Source organism: Janthinobacterium sp. LPB2021202312-11-4, assembly GCF_037049705.1.
In the GTDB taxonomy this organism is placed as follows: domain Bacteria; phylum Pseudomonadota; class Gammaproteobacteria; order Pseudomonadales; family Pseudomonadaceae; genus Aquipseudomonas.
This window is the reverse complement of record NZ_JBAGKV010000024.1, coordinates 60008-86543: the sequence shown is the minus strand read 5'-3', so window position 1 is coordinate 86543 and position 26536 is coordinate 60008. Positions and strand designations below refer to the sequence as shown.

Annotated in this window: 23 protein-coding genes; 13 read left to right on the top strand and 10 right to left on the bottom strand. The window is 61.4% G+C overall.

The window, feature by feature from the left end; all coding sequences use genetic code 11:
* Positions 1–162: 162 nt before the first annotated feature.
* Entirely contained in the window at positions 163–1521 is a 1359-nt protein-coding gene (locus V5E99_RS23050; RefSeq protein ID WP_499804550.1) for an 8-oxoguanine deaminase, read from the top strand.
* A 97-nt stretch (positions 1522–1618) separates the two neighbouring features.
* Here the strand turns inward: V5E99_RS23050 and V5E99_RS23045 are convergent, their stop codons facing one another.
* Positions 1619–2707 (bottom strand): calcium:cation antiporter, encoded by a 1089-nt coding sequence (locus V5E99_RS23045; protein ID WP_499804549.1) that lies wholly within the window; start codon positions 2705–2707, stop codon positions 1619–1621.
* A 286-nt stretch (positions 2708–2993) separates the two neighbouring features.
* On the opposite strand from V5E99_RS23045, the gene V5E99_RS23040 reads away from it, so the two are divergent.
* The 3 genes from V5E99_RS23040 (at position 2994) to V5E99_RS23030 (ending at position 6223) form a co-directional block, all read left to right on the top strand.
* Complete coding sequence (locus V5E99_RS23040; RefSeq protein WP_499804548.1) at positions 2994–4076, top strand: BMP family ABC transporter substrate-binding protein; 1083 nt, start codon at positions 2994–2996, stop codon at positions 4074–4076.
* Positions 4077–4222: 146 nt separating this feature from the next.
* Positions 4223–5188 carry a 2-oxoglutarate and iron-dependent oxygenase domain-containing protein gene (locus tag V5E99_RS23035; protein WP_499804547.1) on the top strand — a complete coding sequence of 322 codons (966 nt, stop codon included), beginning with the start codon at positions 4223–4225 and terminating at the stop codon, positions 5186–5188.
* A gap of 81 nt (positions 5189–5269) precedes the next feature.
* Complete coding sequence (locus V5E99_RS23030) at positions 5270–6223, top strand: adenosine deaminase (RefSeq protein WP_499804546.1); 954 nt, start codon at positions 5270–5272, stop codon at positions 6221–6223.
* A gap of 85 nt (positions 6224–6308) precedes the next feature.
* On the opposite strand, the gene V5E99_RS23025 is transcribed toward V5E99_RS23030, so the two are convergent.
* The 3 genes from V5E99_RS23025 to vimR form a co-directional block, all read right to left on the bottom strand.
* The gene (locus V5E99_RS23025) at positions 6309–7688 is read right to left on the bottom strand and encodes an MFS transporter (RefSeq protein WP_499804545.1); all 1380 of its coding nucleotides are present in this window, start codon (positions 7686–7688) and stop codon (positions 6309–6311) included.
* Positions 7689–7816: 128 nt separating this feature from the next.
* Positions 7817–8551 carry an ArsR/SmtB family transcription factor gene (locus V5E99_RS23020; RefSeq protein WP_499804544.1) on the bottom strand — a complete coding sequence of 245 codons (735 nt, stop codon included), beginning with the start codon at positions 8549–8551 and terminating at the stop codon, positions 7817–7819.
* Between the two features lie 304 nt (positions 8552–8855).
* The gene (gene vimR, locus V5E99_RS23015) at positions 8856–9785 is read right to left on the bottom strand and encodes a transcription regulator VimR (protein WP_499804543.1); all 930 of its coding nucleotides are present in this window, start codon (positions 9783–9785) and stop codon (positions 8856–8858) included.
* Positions 9786–9903: 118 nt separating this feature from the next.
* Between vimR and V5E99_RS23010 the strand changes: the two genes are divergently transcribed.
* The 3 genes from V5E99_RS23010 (at position 9904) to V5E99_RS23000 (ending at position 11897) form a co-directional block, all read left to right on the top strand.
* Positions 9904–10197: a putative quinol monooxygenase gene (locus V5E99_RS23010; RefSeq protein WP_499804542.1), complete on the top strand. Its 294-nt coding sequence runs from the start codon at positions 9904–9906 to the stop codon at positions 10195–10197.
* A 32-nt stretch (positions 10198–10229) separates the two neighbouring features.
* Positions 10230–11243, top strand: a complete 1014-nt coding sequence (locus V5E99_RS23005; RefSeq protein ID WP_499804541.1) for a zinc-binding alcohol dehydrogenase family protein — start codon at positions 10230–10232, stop codon at positions 11241–11243.
* Positions 11244–11726: 483 nt separating this feature from the next.
* Positions 11727–11897 carry a hypothetical protein gene (locus V5E99_RS23000; protein WP_499804540.1) on the top strand — a complete coding sequence of 57 codons (171 nt, stop codon included), beginning with the start codon at positions 11727–11729 and terminating at the stop codon, positions 11895–11897.
* Positions 11898–11905: 8 nt separating this feature from the next.
* On the opposite strand, the gene V5E99_RS22995 is transcribed toward V5E99_RS23000, so the two are convergent.
* Entirely contained in the window at positions 11906–13102 is a 1197-nt protein-coding gene (locus tag V5E99_RS22995) for a multidrug effflux MFS transporter (protein WP_499804539.1), read from the bottom strand.
* Positions 13103–13328: 226 nt separating this feature from the next.
* On the bottom strand, positions 13329–13526 hold the full coding sequence (locus V5E99_RS22990) for a heavy-metal-associated domain-containing protein (RefSeq protein ID WP_499804538.1): 198 nt from the start codon (positions 13524–13526) through the stop codon (positions 13329–13331).
* Positions 13527–13673: 147 nt separating this feature from the next.
* Here V5E99_RS22990 and V5E99_RS22985 point away from each other — a divergent pair, with 147 nt between their 5' ends.
* The 3 genes from V5E99_RS22985 to cueR all read left to right on the top strand — a co-directional run bounded on the left by V5E99_RS22985 (position 13674) and on the right by cueR (position 17029).
* Complete coding sequence (locus tag V5E99_RS22985) at positions 13674–14057, top strand: hypothetical protein (protein WP_499804537.1); 384 nt, start codon at positions 13674–13676, stop codon at positions 14055–14057.
* A gap of 171 nt (positions 14058–14228) precedes the next feature.
* Complete coding sequence (locus tag V5E99_RS22980) at positions 14229–16619, top strand: heavy metal translocating P-type ATPase (protein WP_499804536.1); 2391 nt, start codon at positions 14229–14231, stop codon at positions 16617–16619.
* A complete protein-coding gene (gene cueR / locus V5E99_RS22975) occupies positions 16616–17029 on the top strand; it encodes a Cu(I)-responsive transcriptional regulator (protein WP_090175934.1) in 414 nt (137 codons plus the stop codon). Before V5E99_RS22980 ends, cueR begins: the two co-directional genes overlap by 4 nt.
* Here cueR and V5E99_RS22970 read toward each other — a convergent pair.
* Both V5E99_RS22970 and V5E99_RS22965 read right to left on the bottom strand, forming a co-directional pair.
* Positions 16983–18197 (bottom strand): MFS transporter, encoded by a 1215-nt coding sequence (locus V5E99_RS22970; RefSeq protein ID WP_499804535.1) that lies wholly within the window; start codon positions 18195–18197, stop codon positions 16983–16985. The two genes, cueR and V5E99_RS22970, sit on opposite strands and share 47 nt — an antisense overlap.
* Positions 18198–18360: 163 nt before the next feature.
* Complete coding sequence (locus V5E99_RS22965; protein WP_499804534.1) at positions 18361–19254, bottom strand: PA4780 family RIO1-like protein kinase; 894 nt, start codon at positions 19252–19254, stop codon at positions 18361–18363.
* A gap of 448 nt (positions 19255–19702) precedes the next feature.
* Between V5E99_RS22965 and V5E99_RS22960 the strand changes: the two genes are divergently transcribed.
* A complete protein-coding gene (locus V5E99_RS22960; protein WP_499804533.1) occupies positions 19703–21649 on the top strand; it encodes a methyl-accepting chemotaxis protein in 1947 nt (648 codons plus the stop codon).
* Between the two features lie 89 nt (positions 21650–21738).
* On the opposite strand, the gene V5E99_RS22955 is transcribed toward V5E99_RS22960, so the two are convergent.
* Complete coding sequence (locus tag V5E99_RS22955) at positions 21739–22530, bottom strand: AraC family transcriptional regulator (protein ID WP_499804532.1); 792 nt, start codon at positions 22528–22530, stop codon at positions 21739–21741.
* 180 nt (positions 22531–22710) lie between these two features.
* The gene (locus V5E99_RS22950; RefSeq protein WP_499804531.1) at positions 22711–23988 is read right to left on the bottom strand and encodes an acetyl-CoA C-acetyltransferase; all 1278 of its coding nucleotides are present in this window, start codon (positions 23986–23988) and stop codon (positions 22711–22713) included.
* A 222-nt stretch (positions 23989–24210) separates the two neighbouring features.
* Between V5E99_RS22950 and V5E99_RS22945 the strand changes: the two genes are divergently transcribed.
* Complete coding sequence (locus V5E99_RS22945; RefSeq protein WP_499804530.1) at positions 24211–25563, top strand: 3-oxoacyl-ACP reductase; 1353 nt, start codon at positions 24211–24213, stop codon at positions 25561–25563.
* Between the two features lie 2 nt (positions 25564–25565).
* Positions 25566–26420, top strand: a complete 855-nt coding sequence (locus V5E99_RS22940) for a MaoC family dehydratase (RefSeq protein WP_499804529.1) — start codon at positions 25566–25568, stop codon at positions 26418–26420.
* The last annotated feature ends 116 nt before the right edge of the window (positions 26421–26536 follow it).

Below are 26536 nucleotides of genomic sequence, written 5' to 3'. Positions count from 1 at the left end.
CAGCTCCTACGGGGTTATGCGTCGTCTGGTCGGGCCGGGCTTGCCCGCAACGCGGTTTTGTTTGAAACTCCGCACCTCGTCCCCGCGACGACCCTGGATCAGCAGACAGGGTAATTACTGAGCTGGCTAACCTGAACCCCACTTTCAGAGGAGCCGGCCACCATGCCTGCGACCCGTACCTGGTTAAAAAATCCCCTTGCGATCTTCACTGCCAATGGCCTCGATGCCCGTGGCGGCCTGGTGTTGCAAGACGGTTTGATCGTCGAACTGCTCGCCGCCGGCCAGCAACCGTCCGCGCCCTGTGGACAAGTCTTTGATGCCCGCGAGCATGTGATCCTGCCCGGCCTGATCAACACCCATCACCATTTCTACCAAACCCTGACCCGCGCCTGGGCGCCGGTGGTCAATCAGCCGTTGTTCCCGTGGCTGAAAACCCTGTACCCGGTCTGGGCCCGCCTCACCCCGGAAAAACTCGCCCTCGCCACCAAAGTCGCGCTGGCCGAATTGCTGCTGTCGGGCTGCACCACCGCCGCCGATCACCACTATCTGTTCCCGGAAGGCCTGGAAAACGCGATCGACGTGCAAGTCGAAAGCGTTCGCGAACTGGGCATGCGCGCCATGCTGACGCGTGGTTCCATGAGCCTCGGGGAAAAGGACGGTGGCCTGCCGCCGCAGCAAACCGTGCAGGAAGGCGAAGTGATTCTCGCCGACAGCCAGCGTTTGATCGCCGAGTACCACGAACGTGGCGATGGCGCGCAAATCCAGATCGCCCTGGCGCCATGCTCGCCGTTCTCGGTGACTCCGCAAATCATGTCCGCCAGCGCCGAACTGGCGAATAAACTCGACGTGCGCCTGCACACGCATCTGGCGGAAACCCTCGACGAGGAAGATTTCTGCCTGCAACGCTTCGGCCTGCGCACCGTGGATTACCTGGACAGCGTCGGCTGGCTCGGCCCGCGCACCTGGCTGGCCCACGGCATCCACTTCAACCCGGACGAAATCGCCCGCCTCGGCGCCGCCGGCACCGGCATTTGCCACTGCCCGAGCTCGAACATGCGCCTGGCGTCCGGCATCTGTCCGACCCTGGACCTGACTGCCGCCGGTGCGTTGCTGGGCCTGGGTGTGGACGGTTCGGCGTCCAACGATGCGTCGAACATGATGCTCGAAACGCGCCAAGCGCTGTACATCCAGCGCCTGCGTTACGGTGCGGAGAAGATCACCCCGGAACTGGTTTTGGGCTGGGCGACCAAAGGTTCGGCAAGTTTGCTCGGGCGCACCGATATCGGTGAACTGGCGGTGGGCAAGCAAGCGGACCTGGCGTTGTTCAAACTCGATGAACTGCGTTTTTCCGGCAGCCATGACCCGGTGTCGGCGTTGCTGCTGTGCGGCGCGGATCGTGCGGACCGGGTGATGATTGGCGGCAAGTGGCGGGTGATTGATGGGCAGGTCGAAGGGCTGGACCTGAAAGGCTTGATTGCTGATCACAGCCAGGCGGCTCGGCAGTTGATTGCTGGCGTCTGATAGGACGCCTTCGCGGGCAAGCCTCGCTCCTACAGGGTTTTCGCCAGACATGGGAACGGCGCTATACCTGTAGGAGCGAGGCTTGCCCGCGAAGCTCTTAAAGACCGAGCAACGACAACATGATGAACGTCGCAAACAACACAAAGTGCGTCATGCCTTCGATGGCATTGGTTTCTCCGTCGTTGAGGTTGATCGCACTGACAATCAACGTCAGGAAAATCATCACCGTCTGCACTGGGGTCATCGCCATCTGAAACGGCTGGCCGGTGTACAGCGCCATCGCCTCCATCACCGGCACCGTCAGGATCACCGTCGACAGCGACGCGCCCATGGCGATGTTCACCACCGATTGCATGCGGTTGGCCAATGCCGCGCGCAACGCGGTCAAAATCTCCGGCGCGGCGGAAATCGCCGCCACCAGGATCGCCGTGATCACTGGCGGTGCGCCCGTGCCTTCCAGGCCCAGATCGAGGGTCTTGGACATCACCTCGGCCAGTGCGCCGATCACCACCACACCGAAAACCAGCGTCGCGATACTGAGCGTTACGTTGACTGGCTCAGGCTCTTCATCGGGGACTTTCTTGCGGCGTTTTTCCGGGTAGCTGTAGCTGAAGAAATAACTGTGCGGCCCGACCTGCATCCGCAGGAACAAGGTGTAGAGCACGACCATCGCACCGATGGTGAACGCCGAATAAACCTTCCAGTTCGCTTCGGGGATGAATTCCGGCACCACCATGGAAACGCCCATGGCGGTGAGGATCATCACGCTGTAGCTACGCGCCGAATCATCGTTGTAGGACTGTTCGCCATGCTTGATCCCGCCCATCAACGCGGCGAGCCCGAGGATGCCGTTGATGTCGAGCATCACCGCCGAGTAAATCGTGTCGCGCACCAGGGTTGGCGAAGCTTCGTTGCTCATCATGATCGCCAGGATCACCACTTCCACCAGCACCGCCGCCAGGGTCAGGATCATCGTCCCGTAGGGGTCACCGACTTTTTCCGCCAGCAGTTCGGCGTGATGGGCCACGCGCATCGAGGCGGCGACGATAAAGGCAATCAGCACCAGCCCGGCGCCCAGTGCGACGGGCTGGCCGCTGTGCAGCATCCAGTGCTCCAGCGGATACGCAACGACGGCGGCGAGCACGGCCAGCAACAGAAAGCTTTCTTGCTTGAGGAGTGTGAGCATTGCGGGCCTTTTGCACAGGGGAGCGAAATCGGATTGATGAGCTACTGACTGCGGGGCGGCGCTAACGTTTCGTTACACCTTAGCGCACCAGTGGATGGCGTGAGTCCGGTCAGTTGCACTGGGTTGGTTCTGATATTGAAAAGATCGCAGCCTTCGGCAGCTCCTACAGGGGCACGCGAACTCATTTAGGAGCTGCCGAAGGCTGCGATCTTTTGATTTTGTTGTCCTGTTGGTCAGCAATTTGCATTGAGCTCGCCATCCTCAAAACAAAATGGAGTTCGAGTTCATGCACAAACGTCCGTTGAAGAAGCTGCTGTGCGCCGTTGCTGCGGCCATCGGTCTGAGCGCCAGCCTGAGCGCCAGTGCCGCCGACCCGCTGAAAGTCGGCTTCGTCTATATCGGCCCGATCGGTGACCACGGCTGGACGTATCAGCATGAACAGGGGCGCAAGGCGCTGGCCGAGAAATTCGGTTCGCAGATCACCACCAACTACGTGGAGAACGTCGCCGAAGGCGCTGACGCCGAGCGGGTGATCCGCAACATGGCCAAGGACAATTACGACCTGATTTTCACCACGTCTTTTGGCTACATGAACCCGACGCTGAAAGTCGCCAAGCAATTCCCGAAAGTGACGTTCGAACACGCCACCGGCTACAAACAGGACAAGAACCTCGGCACCTACCTGGCGCGGACTTATGAAGGTCGCTACGTCGGCGGTTTCCTCGCGGCGAAGATGACCAAGACCAAGAAGATCGGCTACGTCGCCTCGTTCCCGATCCCGGAAGTGATCCGCGACATCAACGCCATTCAACTGGCCCTGAACAAATACAACCCGGGCACCGAGATCAAAGTGGTGTGGGTCAACTCGTGGTTCGATCCGGGTAAAGAGGCGGACGCCGCCAACGCGCTGATCGACCAGGGCGTGGACGTGGTGTTCCAGCACACCGACAGCCCGGCGCCGATCCAGGCCGCCGAACGTCGCGGTGTGTATGCCGTGGGCTACGCTTCGGACATGGCGCACTTCGGGCCGAAAGCGGTGCTGACCTCGATCGTCAACGACTGGGGCCCGCACTACATTCAAGCGACCCAGAGCGTGCTAGACCACACCTGGAAATCCCAGGATTACTGGGGCGGCTTGAAGGAAGGCACGGTTGAACTGCCGATCAGCGATCTGGTACCGGCACCGGTGAAAGCCGAAGCCGAGCAGATCATCGCCGACATCAAAAGCGGTGCGCTGCATCCGTTTACCGGGCCGATCAAGGATCAGGCCGGCAGCGTGAAAATCCCGGCGGGCGCGACGGCGAGCAATGCGGAACTGGCGTCGATGAATTACTACGTTGAAGGCATGAAGGCCGACATACCGAAGTAATTTCAGCTCAATACACAATCCCCCCCTGTGGGAGCGGGCTTGCTCGCGAAGGCGTCGTACCAGTCGACATTGATGTTGCTGACACACCGCTTTCGCGAGCAAGCCCGCTCCCACAATTGGATCTTCAGCGTTTATAGGGACTGCGCATGAACCGACTCCCGATCATCGACATCGCCCCGCTCTACACCGACGACGCCCACGCCTGGCAAACCATCGCCAGCCAAATCGACCGCGCCTGCCGCGACTGGGGCTTTTTCTACATCAAGGGTCACCCGATCAGCGCCGCACGCATCGACGCCGTGCTCGATCACGCCCAACGCTTCTTCGCCCTGCCGGCCGCCGAAAAACTCAAGATCGACATCACCCAGACCCGCCACCATCGCGGCTACGGTGCCATCGCCACCGAACAACTGGACCCGAGCAAACCCTGCGACTTGAAAGAAACCTTCGACATGGGCCTGCACCTGCCAGCCGATCACCCCGAGGTGCTGGCGGAAAAGCCCTTGCGCGGCCCCAACCGCCATCCGTCGATGCCTGGCTGGGAAGCGCTGATGGAACAGCATTACCTCGACATGCAGGCCCTCGCCCAAACCCTGCTGCGGGCGATGACGATGGCGCTGGGCATCGACCGCGACTTCTTCGACAGTCGCTTCAATGAACCCGTCAGCGTGTTGCGGATGATCCACTACCCGCCACGCCACACCGCCAGTTCCGAAGAGCAACAAGGCGCCGGGGCCCACACGGATTACGGTTGCATCACCCTGCTCTACCAGGACGCCGCCGGTGGCCTGCAAGTGCGCAATGTCAAAGGTGAATGGATCGACGCGCCGCCCATCGACGGCACATTTGTGGTCAACCTCGGCGACATGATGGCGCGCTGGAGCAACGACCGTTACCTGTCGACGCCGCACCGGGTCATCAGCCCATTGGGCGTGGACCGCTACTCGATGCCGTTCTTCGCCGAACCCCATCCGGACACGATCATCGAATGCCTGCCCGGTTGCCAGGACGAAAGGCACCCGGCGAAATATCCGACGACCACGTGCGCCGAATTCCTGCTGTCACGCTTCGCCGATACCTACGCCTATCGACGGGAACCGGAAGCGGTTTGATCAACCGTCTGGTCAGGTTTTACCAATTGTTGCAGCGAGCATCTGTAGAATGCCGTCATTGCACCTGATGAGAATTCGAACATGTACGACTGGCTGAACGCCCTGCCCAAGGCAGAACTGCACTTGCACCTGGAAGGCTCGCTGGAGCCCGAGTTGCTGTTCGCCCTGGCCGACCGCAACAAAATCGCCCTGCCGTGGGACGACGTCGAAACCCTGCGCAAGGCGTACGCCTTCAACAACTTGCAGGAGTTTCTCGATCTCTACTACAAGGGCGCCGACGTGTTGCGCACCTCCCAGGATTTCTACGACCTGACCTGGGCCTACCTGTTGCGTTGCAAGGCGCAGAACGTGATTCACACCGAACCGTTCTTCGACCCGCAAACCCACACCGACCGTGGCGTGCCGTTCGAAGTGGTACTCAACGGCATCGCCGCCGCACTGAAGGATGGCGAGCAGCAACTGGGCATCACCAGCGGTTTGATCCTGAGCTTCCTGCGCCACTTGAGCGAAGACGAGGCGCAGAAAACCCTCGATCAGGCGCTACCGTTCCGCGATACGTTTGTGGCTGTCGGCCTGGACAGTTCGGAAATGGGTCACCCGCCGAGCAAGTTCCAGCGCGTGTTTGATCGTGCCCGTCACGAAGGCTTCCTGACCGTCGCCCACGCCGGTGAAGAAGGCCCGCCGGAATACATCTGGGAAGCCCTCGACCTGCTGAAAATCCAGCGCATCGACCATGGCGTGCGTGCCATCGAAGACGAGCGTTTGATGCAGCGGATCATCGACGAACAAATCCCGTTGACCGTGTGCCCGTTGTCCAACACCAAGCTTTGCGTGTTCGATCACATGTCCCAGCACAACATCCTCGACATGCTGGAGCGTGGGGTGAAAGTCACGGTGAACTCCGATGACCCGGCGTACTTCGGCGGTTATGTCACCGAGAACTTCCATGCGCTGTACACCGACCTGGGCATGACCCAGGATCAGGCCAAGCGTCTGGCGCAGAACAGCCTGGATGCGCGGTTGGTGAAACCTTAAAAGCAAAAGATCGCAGCCTGCGGCAGCTCCTACAGGTGTACACATAACCTTGTAGGAGCTGCCGCAGGCTGCGATCTTTTCAGGCCTATCCCGCCACTGGCTCAGTCAGCTCTTCAAGCGTCTTGCCCCGCGTCTCCATCCCGAACACCCACACCACCGCCGCCGCAATCGCAAAGCACATCGCCCCCAAGGCGAACACTCCGCCCTGCCCGGTTATCGGGAACACCAGCCCGGTCACCAATGGCCCGAGCAGCGAACCGACGCGCCCGATCGCCGAGGCAAACCCCGAGCCCGTGGCCCGCGCCGAGGTCGGGTACAACTCCGGGGTATAGGTGTAGAGCACCGCCCACATGCCAAACAGAAAGAATTGCATCAGCAGGCCCGAGCTGATCAATAACCCGACGTTGCCGCCAAACACCGCGCTCTGGCCGTAAAGAAACGCCATCACCCCGCCGCCCAGCAACGTCACGATGCACACCGGTTTACGGCCCCAACGCTCCACCAGCCACGCGGCCATGAGGAAACCGGGAATCCCGCCGAGGGAAATCAGCACCGTGTAATACACCGATTGCGTCACGGCAAAACCCGATTGCTGCAGCAAGGCGCTGAGCCACGAGGTCAAGCCATAGAAGCCGAGCAAGGCGAAGAACCAGACGCTCCAGATCATCATCGTGCGCTGGCGGTACAGCGGCGACCAGATCTGCCGCAGCGCCGAAAAGAAGGTGCCCGGCGTACTCGCCACACGCGGCAAGCGAATCGGCTGCGGCAGTTCCGAACGGCCCAGGGATTTACGCACCCGGTCTTCGATCCCCAGCAACACCGTGTCCGCCGCATCATGCCGCCCGGCCTGTTCCAGCCAGCGCGGCGACTCAGGAATGAAAAAACGAATCGCCAGGACAAACACTGCCGGCACCGCCAACACCAGGAAGATGTCGCGCCAGCCAATCACCGGCAGCAAGAAATACGACAGCACCCCGGCCGCGACAAAGCCCAGGGGCCAGAAGCCGTCCATCAACGCGATGTAACGTCCACGTTTCCTGGCCGGAATCAGTTCCGAGAGCATCGATTGAGCGATGGGAAACTCCATGCCCATGCCGATCCCCAGCAGGATGCGGAACAAGGTCAGGGTTTCGACGTTCTGCGCCGTCGAGCACAAGTAACTGGCGATGCCCCACAACACGATGCTCCACTGGAACACCGGTTTGCGCCCGAAGCGATCGGCCAGCATCCCGGACAACGACGCCCCCAGCACCATGCCGAAGAAACTCGAACTGGCCAGCAACCCGGCCTGGGCGCTGCTCAGGCCGAACTCGGCTTTGATCGAACCGAGCAGGAAGGTCATCATCGCCAGGTCCATGGAGTCGAAGAAAAACGCCAGGGCGATGATGATGAAAATGATGCGGTGATAGCCGCTGATGGGCAGCCGTTCCAAGCGTTCTGCCGCGCTGAAGCCTATTGATTCCATGCCGCATTCCCCCAATCCCGAAGTCCCGGGATCGAGTGTGCGCGATAGCGGCGTGGGGTTATTGCTGGATGCGACCTGCCCGCAACCCTGAACGACGCCCGAGGCCTCAGACGTCGGTCTCGAAGCGTCTACAACGCCATTTCCAGCTCGGTTTCCTTGGCGAATCGATGAACCTCACGCTGCCCGGTCGCGGTGATCTGCAAGGCGCGGGAGTCGTTGGGCAAGGTCAACCAGCCCGACTGCATGAACAACTGCAACAACGCCGCCCCCAACGAGCCCCCCAGGTGCGGACGGCGTTCACTCCAGTCGGGGCAGGCGCAGGCGATTTGTGCGTTGCGATGGGCCAGGGCCTGGATGAACACCCCGCGCTTGGCCAGTTGCTGGGCGCCCTTATGGGTGACGACGACTCGATGGTCGAACTGTTCGATCCAGCGGGCATCCAGCAAACGCTGGAACAGGTCGGCCGCCAGCGTGCCGCCCAGGTGATCGTCACAGAGCCGCGCCTGTAACAGCGACGAGGGGGCGTGCTGGCGTTTGCCCATGGGCGAGCCGCGCTTGATCGTCTCCGGAATCTCCCGGGGGGTGCTGGCCAGGGTGGCACTGGCCAGCGCTTCCACGGCAGCGCCAACTTCGGGCGCGGCCAGGCGGAAGAAGCGTTTGCGCCCGCGCTCTTCGACTTTCAACAGACCTCCGGCGGACAGGCGCCCCAGGTGTGCACTGGCCGACGACGGCGACAGGCCGGCCAGCAAGGCCAACTCTTCGGCTTGCCGCGCCGTGCCATCCATCAAGGCCCACATCATTGCGCTGCGCTTGGGGTCAGCCAGCAACGTGGCGATCTGGCTGATGCAAGGTGCATGTTCCATGTATTCACTCCCTGTTGAATCGTTTCGTCTACTGCTCAGAGACATCTTGACCAGTAATGTGTCGTCGGCCAAGACGCGAAAACCGTCATAAGCCGGGTCAGCCATGCCGCCCACTTAACGCGTTCCGTCCAACAATCCAGACCGCCCTGGTGCCTGGACGATGACAGCGTGAACGCGTCCGGGCCGGTTCGACGGTGCAGGCATGAGGCGGGCGCTAGTATAAGCGGGTTGAACGTCCGTTCCTGCCCTTGGGAGGCCGCGGGTGGTGATAGTTCCTGACAGAAATTTCGCTATTTGCCTGCGACTATTGATCAACTCCCGGTAACGCAGGAAATTGACTACTCAATTTCGCGCATCGGCTGGCGAGCATTTCCCGCAAAAGGTTCACCGGCTTACTCAATTGTGCGCGATGGGCGCACAGCAAATTCAGCGGTGCGCGCTCACACAGCAGCTCCGGCATCAGCACTTTCAAGCGACCGGCCAGCACGTCGGCGGCTACATCGAGCCAGGATTTGTAGGCGATCCCGGCCCCCGCCAGCGCCCACAGGCGCACCACGTCGGCGTCATCGCTGAAACGGTCGCCACTGACCGTCAGCCCGACTTCGCGTTTGCCATCGTGAAAACTCCAATGGTCGTGAACCCGGCTGCCGAGCATGAACAGCAGGCAATTGTGTTGCGCCAGTTGCTCCAGTTGTCGGGGTTCGCCGTGACGAGCCAGATAATCGGGCGATGCGCAGAGTACGCGACGGTTCTGCGGGGCGATGGGCAATGCCACCAAACTGGAATCTTCCGGCTCGCCGTAACGCAGGGCGATGTCCACCGGTTGGCGGAACAGATCGGCGATGCGATCCCCCAACAATAAACGCACAGTCAATTTCGGGTGCTCGCGCTGGAATTCATCCAGCCATGGCAGCAGCAGGTTGCGACCAAAATCCGACGGCGCCGACAGTTGCAACACACCGCTGACCTGATCCTGACCGCTGGCCAGCAAGCGCCGGCCCTCGTCCAGATTGCTCAGGGCCGCCCGGGCGTATTCCAGAAAGCCTTCACCTTCGGCGGTCAGGCGCAAACTACGGGTGGAGCGCGCCAACAATCGCGCACCGAGTTGCTGTTCGATGCGTTTCAACGCCGCGCTGGCCACGGCCGCCGACATGTCCATGACCCGCGCCGCCGCCGACAAACTGCCCAAGTCCGCAGCCCGGACAAACAACTGCAAGTCATCGAAACGCAGCATCTTCAGCCCCGATTATCAAAAAAATATTGAAAGAGACTGCTCTTTTAGCGGGTTTTATCTTGCCGGGAAATAGCCAATCATCTGCTCCATCGAAATCACTCAGTGTCAGGAGTCGAACATGTCCCAGCCGTTTACCGCCATTGCCACCCTCATCGCCAAACCTGGCCAGCAGGATGCCCTCGAACAACACCTGCGGGCCCTGCTGGAGCCGACCCGCGCCGAGGCCGGTTGTGGCCAATACGACCTGCACCAGGACCTCGCCAACCCATTGGCGTTCTACATGATCGAACAGTGGAGCAGCGACGAAGCCCTGCAAGCCCACGACGACAGCGCTCACATCCAGCACTTTCGCGCCAGGGCCGGCGACTTTCTCGAACACTTCGAGCTCAAGCGCCTGCGCACCCTGGCCTGATTTCTTCCTTTATTCCTTTTTCGGAGCCCGCCATGAAAGCCATTGCCTACTACAACGCCCTGCCGATCAGCGACGCCAACGCCCTGCAAGACATCGAACTGCCAGAACCGGCGGCCGGCCCGCGTGACCTGCTGGTGGAAGTCAAAGCCATTTCGGTCAACCCGGTGGACACCAAGGTCCGGCAGAACGTCCAGCCTGAGGGCGGCGCGGCGAAAGTGCTGGGCTGGGACGTGGCCGGTGTGGTCAAGGCCGTTGGCAGCGACGTGACGCTGTTCAAGGCGGGCGACAAGGTGTTTTACGCCGGCTCCATCGCCCGTGCCGGCGGCAACAGCGAACTGCATGTGGTGGACGAGCGCATCGTCGGCCATATGCCGAAAACCCTCGGCTTTGCCGAAGCCGCCGCGCTGCCGCTGACCGCAATCACGGCGTGGGAATTGTTGTTCGAACGCCTGCAAGTGCGTGAAGGCAAAACCGATGAAGGTCAGAGTTTGCTGATCGTCGGGGCGGCGGGTGGGGTGGGTTCGATCCTGACTCAACTGGCCAGCCAGCTTACCGGGCTGAAGGTGATCGGCACCGCATCTCGTCCGCAAACCCAGAGTTGGGTGCGGGAGTTGGGCGCTGATCTGGTGATCGATCACAGCCAACCGCTGAGCGAAGCACTCAAGCGGGCGGGCGTTGAGCAAGTGACTCACGTCGCCAGCCTGACCCAGACCGACGGGCATCTGGATCAACTGGTCGAAGCCTTGGCGCCTCAGGGCAAACTGGCGTTGATCGATGATCCGAAAGCGCTGGACGTGACCAAGCTCAAGCGCAAGAGCATTTCGCTGCACTGGGAATTCATGTACACCCGCTCGCTGTTCGAGACCGCCGACATGATTGAGCAGCACAACCTGCTTAACCGTGTGGCCGGGTTGATCGATGCCGGGACGCTGAAAACCACGGTGGGCGAACACTTCGGCACCATCAACGCCACCAACCTGCGCCGCGCCCATGAGTTGCTGGAAAGCGGCAAGGCCAAGGGCAAGATTGTGCTCGAAGGGTTCTAAGCGCTCAGATGCAAAACCTGTAGGCGTAACCGCAGGCTGCGAGCTTTTCAGGAGACAAAAGCAAGATCAAAAGATCGCAGGCTTCGCCAGCTCCTACGGGGTATGGCGTACGTAGCGGATTTCAGGTCTTGCACAAAACCTGTAGGAGCTGCCGCAGGCTGCGATCTTTTCGGCAGGCAAAAGCAAGATCAAAAGATCGCAGGCTTCGCCAGCGCCTACGAGGTATGGCGTACGTGCCGGATTTCCAGTCTTGCACAAAACCTGTAGGAGCTGCCGCAGGCTGCGATCTTTTCGGCAGACAAAAGCAAGATCAAAAGATCGCAGGCTTCGCCAGCTCCTACGCGCCTGTGGGCGCTGGCGCTGGCTGCGAGCTTGTGCCGTTACACCGTCAGTCAGAAGGTTGACCGTTGTCACAATTGCGATCGTATTCGGGTCTACAATCGGAACCTCTGCGACACAATCTTTTACTGAAGGAGGTCAGCAATGAAGATCCTGATAAAAGAAGTGGCAACATCCCTGTGGCAGGTCCGCCTGGACCAACACGCCGTCACGTTCCGCAGCGAAGCGGAAGCCCGAGCCTTCACCCGCACCCTGGAAGCGCGGCTCCATGCCCCTCATCAAATCCCCGACCGCCAGCAACGTGCCGCTGGCTAAGTCCGTCTTCAAGCTTCGGCTTGGGCCAGTGCCCGAGCATTTTGTAAACGTCGGGTGAGCATCGCCACGCTCACCACCAGAATTCCGCACAGGCTGATGACCATGGCCATCGGCATGGCGCTGCCATCGTGTAAAACCCCCACCAGCGCTGACGCCCCGGCGGCGATGCTGAATTGCAGGCACCCGAGCAGCGCCGACGCGCTACCGGCACGAGCGCCCTGCCCGTTCATGGCACACGCCGAAGCGTTGGGGAGGATGCAACCGAGACTGGCGATGCAGACAAACAGTGGAATCAGCAGCGGCCATAGCTGTTCGGTGTGCAGCGAGCTGACCGCCAGCAACGTCAGGCCCGCGCCCAGGTAAATCCAGACCGTGCGGGCCAGCAGGAACGCCGGGCCACGCTTGGCCAGCAGTCGTGCGTTGACCTGCGCCACCAGAATGAAACCCGCCGCGTTCGTACCGAACAGCCAGCCGAAATGCTCGGCAGGCACGCCATAAAGCTTGATGAAAACAAACGGTGAACCGGAGATGTAGGCGAACATCCCTGCGACAGCGAGACCGCCGGTCAGGGCGTGGCCGAGGTAGACCGGATCGGCCAGCAACCGGCCGTACTGACGCAATGCCCCCTTCAACGGTTGACGCGGCACGTAATCCGGCAGGCTTTCCGGCAACCCGAGGGCCACGGCCAGTGCAGCAAGGGCGCTAAACCCGGTCAGCACCAGGAAGATCGACTGCCAGCCACTGGTGTTGACCAACAGCCCGCCAAGCATCGGTGCCAGGATCGGCGCCAGTCCCATCACCAGCATCAGCTGTGAAAAGACCTTGGCCGAACCCACCGCGTCGCATTTATCACTGACCACCGCCCGGGCGATCACCATCCCCGCGCAACCGCCCAGGGCCTGGATGAATCGCGCGCCCATCAACCATTCCAGGTTCGGCGCGAAGGCGCAGGCCAGGGACGCCACCGTGAACAAGCCGACGCCGGTGAGCAACGGAATACGCCGCCCGAACCGATCCGCCACCGGACCGTAGAGCAACTGACCAATGGACAAGCCGAGGAAATAAGCGGCAAGGGTCATTTGCACGTGTTTTTCGTCGGTGCCGAACGCCAGCGCCATGGCCGGGAACGCGGGGAGGTAGAAATCGATCGCCAGCGGACCGAAGGCGGTCAAGGCGCCAAGAATCAGAATGGTACGGAAGTTCATCAGGCATCCAGTTGGGCGTGGGTCGGCAGCTCGACAGTCTAGCCGCGCGAGGACGCCTTGAACATTCCGATAGGTCGCTAACTATTAAAAACATTGGATAAATGTGCTTCCGCCTCTGTAGGAGCGAAGCTTGCTCGCGAAGAGGCCGGCACCTCCAACATCGATGTCGCCTGGCAAAGCGCTATCGCGAGCAAGCTCTGCTCCTACAGAAGCAAAAGCAGGTGTGTCAGGCGACTTTGGCTTCGTAGCCTTCTTCGGTGATCGCCGCGATCACCTGCTCGGCGGTCAGTGCGCTTTCGACGCCGACTTCTTTCGTCGCCAGATCCACCCGTACGCTGGCCGCCGGGTCCTTGGCTTGCAGGGCTTGAGTAATGGCCTTGACGCAGTGACCGCAGGACATGCCTTGAACGTTGAACACTTGCATGGTGAGACTCCTTTAGTGAGGTTGCCGGCAGTCTCGACCTTGCCATCATGGCAAGGTCAAGTTCTGAAACAATCTGCCGGGCTGGCAATCGGCGTCGCGCTCGGCCAAGCTGCGTTCATCAATGACTTCACCTCAGGAGATTCAGCCATGCGCTGGTCAGCTCTCAGCCTGTTTGGCTTCCTCAGCCTTTTCGCCGCCCTGCCTTCGGCCAACGCCGCCGGGGAGGATTACGGTGTATTGATCATTTCCCGCGAACGGCTGGAAGTATCGACCAACTGCGAGATCGGCGTGTACATCCAGGATCAACTGTCCGCGCGGCTGTTCCAGGAGCAAAGCACCTCATTCAACCTGCCGCCGGGCAATGTCTCCCTGCGCCTGAAGTTATTGCCGGGCGGGACGTCGGGCTGCAACCCGGGGATGCTGGCGCCGGGTTCGCAGATCATCACGCTCAAGGCCGGGGATGTGCTGAAGTTCCGGATTGCGATGACGCAGGAAGGGATGTACCTCAAGCCTGCGGCTCTGGAATATTGAGTCGCCTGTAAAAAAGATCGCAGCCTTCGGCAGCTCCTACGGGATCGGGTTAACACGCGCTCAATGTAGGAGCTGCCGAAGGCTGCGATCTTTTGATCTGCGACATGGCGCTTGACCTTGCCCGCATGGCAAGGTTGATCCTGTAGGCACTTTCTACAGGGAGCGTGACCGATGTCCGAATCCACCACTTTCGATCTGCCGATTGCCGGCATGACCTGCGCCAGTTGCGCCGGGCGTGTCGAGCGTGCCTTGAGCAAAGTCATCGGCGCCACGGCAGTCAGCGTCAACCTGGCCACCGAGCAGGCGCGCATTCAAGCCCCCCGCGACAGCCTGCCCGCCTTGATGGACGCCGTGCGGCAGGCGGGCTACAGCGTGCCGCAACAAAGTCTGGAGTTGAGCATCGACGGCATGACCTGCGCGTCCTGCGTCGGTCGGGTCGAAAGGGCCTTGAGCAAGGTGCCGGGAGTGAAAAGCGTCAGCGTCAACCTGGCCAATGAACGCGCCCATCTCGAATTGCTCGGCCACATCGATCCGCAAACCCTGATCGCCGCCGTAACCAAGGCTGGCTACAGCGCCAGCGTCTGGGAAGTCGAACACCCGACCGACAATCAACAATCCCGTCTGCAGCGTGAGCGCTGGATCTTGCTCGCGGCCATCGCCCTCGCCTTGCCGCTGGTGTTGCCGATGCTGCTGCAACCGTTCGGCGTGCACTGGATGCTCCCGGCCTGGGTGCAGTTCGCCTTGGCCACGCCAGTGCAATTCATCTTCGGCGCACGGTTTTACGTGGCCGCGTGGAAAGCCGTGCGCGCCGGGGCCGGCAATATGGATTTGCTCGTCGCGCTAGGCACCAGCGCCGGTTATGGCTTGAGCCTGTACGAATGGGCGACTGCCGCCGGGCGCATGCCGCACCTGTATTTCGAAGCCTCGGCCGTGGTGATCGCGCTGGTGCTGCTGGGCAAATACCTGGAAAGCCGCGCCAAACGCCAGACCGCCAGCGCCATTCGCGCACTGGAAGCCTTGCGTCCGGAACGGGCGATTCAAGTGATCGATGGCCGTGAGCAAGACGTCGCCATCAGCGCGCTGCGCCTCAATGACCTGGTCATGGTCAAACCCGGCGAACGTTTCCCGGTGGATGGCGAAGTGGTGGAAGGCCAAAGCCATGCCGACGAAGCACTGATCAGCGGCGAAAGCCTGCCGGTGCCGAAACAACCCGGCGACAAGGTCACCGGCGGCGCAATCAATGGCGAAGGCCGGTTGCTGGTGCGCACCTTGGCCCTTGGCGCGGAAACCGTGTTGGCGCGGATCATTCGCTTGGTCGAAGACGCTCAAGCGGCGAAAGCGCCGATCCAGAAACTGGTGGATAAAGTCAGCCAGGTGTTCGTGCCGACGGTTTTGGTTTTGGCCCTGGCGACGCTGATCGGTTGGTGGCTGTACGGCGCGCCGATTGAAACCGCGCTGATCAACGCCGTCGCCGTGCTGGTGATCGCCTGCCCTTGCGCCTTGGGCCTGGCCACGCCGACCGCGATCATGGCCGGCACGGGCGTGGCGGCGCGCTACGGGATTCTGATCAAAGACGCCGAAGCACTGGAGCGCGCCCACGAAGTCAGCGCCGTGGTCTTCGACAAGACCGGCACCCTGACCTCCGGCGCACCGCGTATCGCACATTTGAGTGCGCTCGACGGTGACGAAGCCGCCCTGCTGCAAATGGCCGGTGCGCTGCAACGGGGCAGCGAACACCCACTGGCCAAGGCTGTGCTGGACGCCTGCGCCGAGCGCGGATTGGCGGCGGCCGATGTCACCGACAGCCAGTCGCTGACCGGGCGCGGCATTGCCGGCACCCTCGACGGACGCCGGTTGGCGCTGGGCAATCGGCGCCTGCTGGAAGAAAGCGCGTTGAGCGCGGGGTCCCTGGCCGATTCCGCGACAGCCTGGGAAACCGAAGGCCGGACCTTGTCCTGGCTGATCGAGCAAAGCCCCGAACCCCGGGTCCTCGGCCTGTTCGCGTTTGGCGACACCCTCAAACCCGGCGCCCTGCAAGCAGTCCAGCAACTCAACGCGCGCAACATCAGCAGCCACCTGCTGACCGGCGATAACCGGGGCAGTGCCAAAGTCGTTGCTGAAGCCTTGGGCATCACCGATGTTCACGCCGAAGTGCTGCCAGCGGACAAAGCCGCCACCGTCGCCGAGCTGAAGAAAACCGGTGTGGTGGCGATGGTCGGCGACGGCATCAACGACGCCCCGGCGTTGGCGGCGGCGGACATCGGCATCGCCATGGGCGGCGGCACCGACGTGGCGATGCATGCCGCCGGAATCACCCTGATGCGCGGCGATCCACGGCTGGTGCCGGCGGCGCTGGAGATCAGTCGCAAGACCTACGCGAAGATTCGCCAGAACCTGTTCTGGGCCTTCGTCTATAACCTGATCGGCATTCCGCTGGCGGCGTTCGGCTTCCTCAACCCGGTGCTGGCCGGCGCGGCGATGGCGCTGTCGAGCGTCAGCGTGGTGAGCAATGCGTTACTGTTGAAAACCTGGAAACCCAAGGACCTGGAGGACAACCGATGAACATCGGCCAAGCGGCCCGCCATAGCGGCCTGAGCGCGAAGATGATCCGTTATTACGAGTCCATCGGTTTGCTCAAGGCTGCCCATCGCACCGACAGCGGCTACCGGGTGTATGGCGATGACGACCTGCACACCCTGGCCTTTATCAAGCGTTCCCGGGACTTGGGGTTTTCCCTGGAAGAGGTCGGCAAACTGCTGACCCTCTGGCAGGACCGCCAGCGGGCCAGCGCCGATGTGAAGGCCCTGGCCCGTCAGCATATCGACGAGTTAAACCAGAAGATCCGCGAACTCGGCCAGTTGCGCGACACCTTGCAAGACCTGGTCGAGCATTGCCAGGGCGACCACCGCCCGGACTGCCCGATCCTCAAGGAGCTGGCGTCGGGCTGCTGCGCCGAACCGGCCCGCGCCTGAGGGACAACAACTTCACCACCAGCAACGTGCTGAGGGGAATGCCGTGGAACAACAGCACCACCATGCCCGGCGTCCACCAGGCATAGAACGGCGCGGCGAGCAGCATGCCGACGCCGAACCCGGTCATTTGCAGCAAGGTCAGGAAACTGAAGATCGGCAGGCGCAGGTGATCCGGTTCCCGTTGCAGGCGCGACATCAGGCCGACTTCGGAAAAACCGTCGCCCAGCCCGGCGGGCAATGAAAACAGCAGCAAACCGTACAGCGTCTGCTGCTGGAACATCAGGATGAAACCGCAGGACATCAGCAGCACGCCGTAGAAAAATCGCCGTTCCAGGTTGATGTTGTCCGAGCCCTTGAGGCGACTGGCGATCCGCGCGCCGATGAGTTTTCCGCTGGCCCAGACCGCCAGCATCAGGCCCAACGTGGTGCTGGCCGATTCCGGGGTCAGCAGCCGCGAGATGATCGGGAACCCGACGTTGTGGGCGGCACTGCCCAAGGTGTCCGCCATGGCCACGGCAAGCATCGCCGCCAACACCGGAGCGCTGCGCAAACCCTGGAGCAATGCCGACCACTGCCCTCGCTCAGAATCGGGTTCAGCACCGGTTGTTGCCGCGCTGAAACGCAACGGCACAATCAACAGTGCCGCCAGCAGGTAAGTGACCACGTTCAGCGCAAACACCGCTTCAAAGCCAAACGCCGCCACCACCAACCCCGCCACCAGACTGCCGCCGACCATCGCAATCGACGCCGCCGAGGTGATCCAGGCATTGGTCTTGAGCAGGTGCTCGCGTTCGATCAGGTTCGGCAACTGGCTGTTGAGGCCGATGGCGAACATCGAATTGCCGAACCCCAGGCCAAAGGCAATCACCGGCAGCAGCAATACTTGTTGGGTCACTGGCAGAATCAGCAGCAAGCCAAGCACCCCGGCGCGCAACAGATCGAAGGCCATCAGCGGCAGGCGCCCGGCAAAGCGGCGATAGAACGTGGTGCCGATCAGGCTGGCAAAGATTCCACCGGCCACGCGGCTGGCGAGGAAAATCGCCACGCTCATGGCGCTGTTGCTCAGCACATAAACGTAAGTGGCCAGGGCGACCATGTTGAGGAACGCGCCGAAATCGGAGATCATGCGGGCAGTGATGATCAACTGAGCATTGCGGGTGGAGTTCACATTCAATCCTTGAGTGTGCAGGTATTCGTAGGAGCTGCCGAAGGCTGCGATCTTTTGATCTTGATCTTAAAAAACAAGATCAAAAGATCGCAGCCTTCGGCAGCTCCTACGGGGTATGCGTGTTCTGTAAAAAACCCGGCCGAAGCCGGGTTTTTTTAACCGATCACTGCATCCACGGTGGAGGCGGCTCTTCGGTTTTGTTCGGCGGCGCATCATCGGCCGCGCGCACCGCTTGTTTACGCTCTTCATCCAGGCGTGCCGCCTCGATTTCGCGAATGACACCACCCACATCCGCCAACTCTTCCGGCTCATCGAACTCGCCGGTCAGGATGCTCGCCGGGTGCAAGGTGCCGGCTTCGTACAAGGCCCACATTTCCTTGGCGTACTTGGTCTTTTTCAACTCCGGCGCAAACCGCCCGAAGTACGACGCCATGTTGCCCACGTCCCGCTCCAGCATGTTGAACGCGTGGTTGTTACCCGCCGCATCCACAGCCTGAGGCAAGTCGATGATGACCGGGCCGGTCGGGGTCAACAGTACGTTGAACTCAGACAGGTCACCGTGCACCAGACCGGTACACAACATCAGCACGATCTGGGAAATCAGGAACGCGTGGTATTCGCGGGCCTGGTCCGGTTCCAGCGTCACGTCATTCAGACGCGGCGCGGCATCGCCGTATTCATCGGCCACCAGTTCCATTAGCAGTACGCCTTCAAGGAAGTCATACGGCTTGGGCACGCGCACACCGGCGCCGGCCAGACGGAACAGGGCCGCCACTTCGGCGTTCTGCCAGGCGTCCTCGGTTTCTTTCTTGCCGAACTTGGAGCCCTTGGCCATCGCCCGAGCCTGTCGGCTATTGCGTACCTTGCGGCCTTCCTGATACTCGGACGCCTGGCGGAAACTGCGTTTATTCGCCTCCTTGTAGACCTTCGCGCAACGTAGCTCATTACCGCAGCGCACCACATAAACAGCTGCTTCTTTACCACTCATGAGTGGGCGCAGCACCTCGTCGACCAGACCGTCCTCGATCAGGGGTTCAATGCGTTTTGGAGTCTTCATCAGCTTTTATTGTGGGTCCTTTATTACCAAACACGCGAAAGTCATTCGTTATACGGCAATCCTCGCACCTCGGGGAGGGGTTACCGACCTATGAACATTGCGGATGCACACAATGTGCCGAATTTAGCCGGCAAATTCCGCACCGCCCATCGACCGATGCAGATCATAGCCGAGCCGCCGACACTTGATGGCGCAGGGATGTGAGGGCATTTACGACAGAAGCTGACATCCAACCGCCTCCTATTTGTAGGTTTTTTCTCGTTAGGCCTCAATTTCCCGTTTTTTCAGCCGAAGTCCTCAGAGAGAAAAGGATTTGTCCGACAATCGTCCCCGACTAAAACGACGATGCCGTACTCAAGGAATCGAGTCGATCACGATCGTTTTCGGCTGCCAATAATCCCCGAGTCATCTGCACTGCGTGGGCCTACAAGAAAAATCTGGAGCGCGGATGAACATTAAACAGAAGTTGACCTGGGCGTTTGCAATCATCGCCTGCTTGCCGGTGGTGCTGGTCGCCACGCTCGTGGTGCTGAACTTGCGCAGTGATGCCAAGGAAGGTTTTGTCGACAGCAGTGGCCGCGAGATCCGTCAGGTCAGCAACGCCATGCAGCTGTTTTTCGACGGCATCAGCCAGAACGTCGATTACCTCGCGTCCCAGCCGTTGATCAAAAACACGGACGACAGCCTCAAGACTTACATGGCCGCCAACGCCGAGAGCATTCCTCAGGGCGAGATGGACAAAAAAGTCTTCGCGCTGCTCCAGGACCTGGGCAACACTCATCCGTCCTACGCCTACGCGATCGTCGGCACGGCAGCGGGCGGTTATGTGTCCTGGCCGGACGACGCCAAACTGAACAACTACGACCCGCGCCAGCGTCCCTGGTACAAGGCCGCCCAGGCCAAACCGGGCAAGCCGTTCCGTACCGAGGCGTATTACTGGGCCCAGGACGATGCGTCCTACGTCAGCACCGTGCGCACCATCGACAACAAGTTGGGCAGCAACGGCGGCGTGGTCAGCATCGATGTGACGCTCAAGCAGCTCACCGAAATCGTCAAACAGATCAAGCTCGGTGAAACCGGCTACCTGATGCTGCTGGAAAACACCGGCACCGTGCTGGTCGATCCGAAGCAGCCGGAACACAACTTCAAGGCCCTGAGCAGCCTCGGCGAGGGCTACGCGCAACTGGCCAAGGCTGGCAAAGGCCTGGTGGAAGTCGAGCTCAATGGCGAGCGCTACATGGCCAACGTCTGGCCGTCGGAGCAACTGGGCTGGACCTTTATCGGCCTGATCAAGCAAACCGACGTGATGAGTTCGGCGACCCAACTGACCTGGTTGATCGCAGTCATCGCCGCCGTGCTGGCCGTGTTCTTCGCCATTGTCGGCGCCAGTTTCGCCAGCGTCATCGTGCGTCCGATCCGCAGCGTGGCCAGCGGCCTGGAGGGCATCGCCCAAGGTGAAGGTGACCTGACCAAGAGCCTGGAAATCCGTGGCAGCGACGAAACCGCGCAACTGGCCAACTGGTTCAACCAGTTCCTGGCGGCGATCCGCAACCTGATTCAAAGCATCGGCGGCGCCGCGAATAAAATCCTCGCCACCTCCCAGAGCTCGACCCGGGTCTCCAGTGACATGGCCGAAGCCGCCGGGCGTCAGCGTGAAGCGGTGGACATGGTGTCCACGGCGTTCCACGAAATGGTTGCCACCGCCAACGAAGTTGCGCGTTCGTGCAGCCAGGCCGCTGAATCGGCCGACAGTGGCCAGCGTCAGGCCCGGGAAGGTCAGCAGCAGATCGATGCCGCCGTGACCAGCGTGGATCGCTTGAGCCAGGAAATCGAATCGTCGGCCCAGTCGATGCAGCAACTGGAGCGGGACAGCAATGACATTCAGTCGATTCTGGGGACGATTCGCTCGATTGCCGAACAGACCAACCTGCTGGCGCTGAACGCCGCGATTGAAGCGGCGCGGGCCGGTGAACAAGGGCGTGGCTTTGCGGTGGTGGCGGATGAAGTTCGCGCGCTGGCCAAACGCACGGCCGACTCGACGGCAGAAATCGACGGCTTGCTCGGCAACCTCGCCAAGCGCACCAGCCAGGTGACGCAGCAGATGCACGCGAGCCTGGAAGTGTCGCAGCAGTCGGTGACCCGCATCGGTGAAGCGCGCAATAGCTTTGGGCAGATTCGTGAGTCGGTGGACGTGATTCGCGACATGAACACGCAGATCGCGACCGCCGCTGAAGAGCAGCATCAGGTGGCCGAAGACATTAATCGGCACATCAGCCAGATTCATGGCGATGCGCAGTTGGTGGCGGAACTGGCGAACTCGGCGCGGATTGACTCCCAGAGTTTGGCCGGGTTGTCGAATGAATTGGATGGGTTGGTTCGACGCTTTAGAACCTGAAGATCAAAAGATCGCAGCCTTCGGCAGCTCCTACAGGGATCGGCGCACATCCTGTAGGAGCTGCCGCAGGCTGCGATCTTTTGAGTCCATCACTGCCGAAACAACTCCCCCGGGGTAAACCCGAACAACCCCTTGAACGCCGCGATAAACGCCGACGTCGAGTCATACCCGCAGGCCAGCGCGGCATTAGTCACGCTGTCGCCCTTCTCCAGCAACCCCAACGACGACAACAGCCGCATCCGCTGGCGCCATCCGCGAAAACTCAAACCCGTTTCGCGCTGAAACAGCCGCATCAGGGTCTTCTCCGACGTGCCCAAGCGCTGCGCCCATTGCTGCAAGGTCACGTTCAGCTCGGGGTTTTCGATCAGCTCATTGCACAACCCGAGCAAGCGTTCATGCCGGGGCAACGGCAGGGAAAACTCTACCTGCGGCAAACTCGCCAACTGATCCAGTAACACGTTCACCAGCCGTGCTTCCTGGGTATCGCCCTCGGGATACTCCACCGGCAGCAGGCAAAAACTTTTGATCAGCTCCCGAGCCAGGGGCGTCACTTCCAGCACCCGGCAACGCCCGTCCGCCCACTCGCAATCCTCGCGGCGCACGTACAGGCTGCGCATCTCGGCGCGCATCGAGGTCACTACCTGGTGTTCGAGGTCGGCGGGAATCCAGATCCCCCACTGCGGCGGCGCAAAGAAACTGCCCTCGGCGGTGTGCACGCCGAGCACGCCGCTGATGGCGTAGGAAAACTGCACCCAGTCGTGGCGATGGGGCGGCGTCCAGGAACCGGCGTTGAGGCTTTCGGCGCGGGCGAATAACGGGCGCGGCAGGGCCGTGATTGCCGGGATAGACCGTTCGAGGGAGATTTGTCCGTTGGACGTCATTGATGGGCCTTGTGTCGCAGGACGGCAGATATCGCCGACGTTAGATCAAGTCATCAAATCTTACAAACATCCCTGTGGGAGCGGGCTTGCTCGCGAAAGCGGTGGTTCAGTCAACATCAACGTTGAATGACACACCGCTTTCGCGAGCAAGCCCGCTCTCACATTAGATTTCGGTCGGTCTTAGCGTTCGATGATGGCCGTTACGCCTTGGCCACCGGCCGCGCAAATCGAGATCAACCCACGCCCCTTGCCCGCCGCATCCAGCAGCTTCGCCAGGTTGGCGACGATGCGCCCGCCCGTCGCGGCAAACGGATGCCCGGCGGCCAATGAACTGCCCTTGACGTTAAGTCGGCTGCGGTCGATGGACCCCAGCGGCGCATCGAGGCCCAGGCGGGTTTTGCAGTACTCGGGATCTTCCCAGGCCTTCAACGTGCACAGCACTTGCGCGGCGAAAGCTTCGTGGATTTCGTAGTAGTCGAAGTCCTGCAAGGTCAGGCCATTGCGCGCCAGCAAGCGTGGCACCGCATACACCGGAGCCATCAGCAGCCCTTCGGCGCCGTTGACGAAATCCACCGCTGCCGCTTCGCCGTCGCGCAGGTACGCGAGGACCGGCAAGCCGCGTTCCCTGGCCCACTCTTCACTGCCCAGCAACACCAGGGACGCGCCGTCAGTGAGCGGCGTGGAGTTGCCGGCGGTCAGGGTGCCCTTGGCGCTTTTCTCGAACGCAGGTTTCAGCGAGGCGAGTTTTTCCAGGGTCAGGTCCGGGCGCAGGTTGTTGTCCCGGGTCAGGCCGAGGAACGGCGTGATCAGGTCGTTGTGCCAGCCTTCGGTGTAGGACGCCGCCAGTTTCTGATGGCTTTCGAGGGCCAGTTGATCCTGTTCGGCGCGGGGGATGTTCCAGGTCTGGGCCATCAACTCGCAATGCTCGCCCATGGACAGGCCGGTGCGCGGCTCGCCGTTACGCGGAAACTCGGGGATCAGATGGCCCGGACGCAGTTGCAGGAAGGTTTTCAGTTTGTCGGCGGTGGTCTTGGCGCGGTTGGCTTGCAGGAGGATTCTGCGCAGGCCTTCGTTGATGCCGATCGGCGCGTCGGACGTGGTATCGACGCCGCCGGCAATGCCGCACTCGATCTGGCCGAGGGCGATTTTATTGGCCACCAGCAGCGCCGCTTCCAGGCCGGTGCCGCAGGCTTGCTGGATGTCATAGGCAGGGGTGGTCGGCGACAGCCGCGAGCCGAGCACACATTCGCGGGTCAGGTTGAAATCCCGGGAATGCTTGAGCACCGCCCCCGCCGCCACTTCCCCCATGCGCAAACCGTGCAGGTTGAAGCGTTCGATCAAGCCTTCGAGGGCGGCGGTGAGCATCGCCTGGCTACTGGCGGTGGCGTACGGCCCGTTGGAGCGGGCGAAAGGGATACGGTTACCGCCAATGATCGCGACGCGGCGCAACTGAGTCATGAAAAGCTCCTTCTAAACTATCCGAAAATTTAAACCGCTCCCCTGCAGGAGCAAAGCTTGCTCGCGATAACGGTCAGACAGCCAGAAATTATGTGACTGACACACCGCTATCGCGAGCAAGCTCAGCTCCTACAATTCAAGCGTAGGCCTTATCTCGTGGATCGAACGACTGATCGCCATTCATGGTCCACACTTTGAACCCCAGCTGCCGGAGAGCGTTCCATGTCAGACCGTTATATCGACTTCGCCAATTCGTCCATCGGCCACCGCTTGGTCGGGGCCCTGGGCCTGCCGTCGCCGGTGCGTCTGGAACGCTGGCAGGCCGGACGCCTGCGACCTGTTGAAGGGCCGTTGCTGATCGGCGGCGGGCCGCTGACAGAAAATGTCGGCGTCTTTGCCAATCGCCTGACCGACGCAATTTACGGCTACGGCACCGAGCCGTCCCTGGCCACTGCGTGGATTCCCGGCCATGGCCCGAAACTCAAAGCCGTGGTGTTCGACGCCAGTCATTTGCTGCACACCGATCAGCTCAAACAGCTGCGCGAATTCTTTCAGCCGCTGATGAAAAACCTCGATTCCAGCGCACACCTGGTGATTCTGGGCCGTGCGCCGGAAACCCTGAGCGACCCGTTCGCCGCCAGCGCCCAGCGTGCCCTGGAAGGTTTCAGCCGTTCGCTGGCCAAGGAACTGCGCAGCGGCGGCACGTTGCAATTGATCTATGTCGGCGACGGGGCCGAGGATCAACTGGAAGGTCCGCTGCGGTTTTTCCTCTCGCCCAAAAGCGCTTTTGTGTCGGGGCAGGTCATTCGTTTGCAGGCCTGCGATACGCCGGTTCAGGACTGGACGCGTCCGTTATCCGGGCGCAAGGCGCTGGTGACTGGCGCCGCACGGGGCATCGGTGCCTCCATCGCCGAAACCCTGGCCCGGGATGGCGCCGAGGTCATCCTGCTAGACGTGCCACCGGCCAAGACCGACCTCGAAGCCCTCGCCGCACGCCTGGGCGGGCGCGCTATCACTCTGGATATTTGTGCCGAAGACGCCGCCGCGCAGTTGATTGAACATCTGCCCGACGGCATCGACATCGTGGTCCACAACGCCGGCATTACCCGGGATAAAACCCTGGCCAACATGACCCCGGAATTCTGGGACGCGGTGCTGGCGGTCAACCTCAATGCCCCGCAAGTGCTGACCAAGGCTCTGCTCGACGCCGGCACCTTGCGCGATAACGGCCGGGTGATTCTGCTCGCCTCGATCAGCGGCATCGCCGGCAATCGCGGGCAAACCAACTACGCCGCGAGCAAGGCCGGGTTGATCGGCCTGGCCCAGGCCTGGGCGCCGCTGTTGCATGAGCGCGGCATCAGCATCAACGCGGTGGCGCCGGGGTTTATTGAAACCCAGATGACCGCGCACATTCCGTTTGCCCTGCGTGAGGCCGGGCGACGCATGAGCTCCCTGGGCCAGGGCGGCTTGCCGCAGGACGTCGCCGAAGCCGTGGCCTGGCTGGCGCAACCGGGCACCGGCGCGTTCACCGGGCAAGCGTTGCGGGTGTGTGGGCAAAGTATTTTGGGGGCGTAGACATGATCACCAATTGGCACACGCTTAACCGTGAACCGAGCTTGCCGGGGTTGTATCTGCGGGCGGCGATGCGGCGCAAAATTACCGGCAGCGCCCTGCCCGATACCGGTTTGCATTGCTGGGTGAATGTCGATCCGCAACGTCTGGCGGCGTATCGCAAGGTCTGTGGTTTTGCCGATAACGGTCTGCTGCCACCGACTTATCCCCATGTCCTGGCGTTTGCCTTGCAGATGCAATTGCTGACGTCCAAAGAGTTTCCCTTCCCGTTGCTGGGGCTGATTCACCTGGGCAATCGCATTCGCGTATTGCGGCCCATGGGTGGCGTCAGTCACGTGCGGGTCAGCGTGCAAGTGCAGAACCTGCAACCCCACGCCAAGGGTGCGACGTTCGATCTGGTCACGACCCTGAATGATCAGTTGGGCACACTGTGGGAAGCGCAAAGCCAGATGCTGTGTCGCGGGGTAAAGCTTGAAGGTGAACCGGTCGAGGATGAGTTGACCGTGAGCCTGCCGCTGACCGAAGTGGCGCGCTGGAAAGCACCGGCGGATATTGGCCGGCAATACGCCAAAGTGTCCGGGGATTACAACCCGATTCACCTGAGTGCGGCCAGCGCCAAGTTGTTCGGTTTCCCTGCCGCCATCGCCCATGGGTTGTGGAACAAGGCGCGGACATTGGCGGCGCTGGCCGATCATCTGCCGACGGCGAATATCGAGATCGCCGTGCAGTTTCGCAAACCGGTGCGATTGCCCAGCGAGGTGACGTTGCTGGCCAGTGCGGCGGCGTCCAGTGGGGATTTGCTCTTGGTGGGCGCCGGGGACCTGGAGCATATGGTCGGGCATTGGCGGCCGGTGGCCTGAACGGCAAAAGATCGCAGCCTTCGGCAGCTCCTACGGATCACCGCGTCCCCGTAGGAGCTGCCGCAGGCTGCGATCTTTTAAAGCCTGAAAACATGTTTAATTGTGAATATATAACT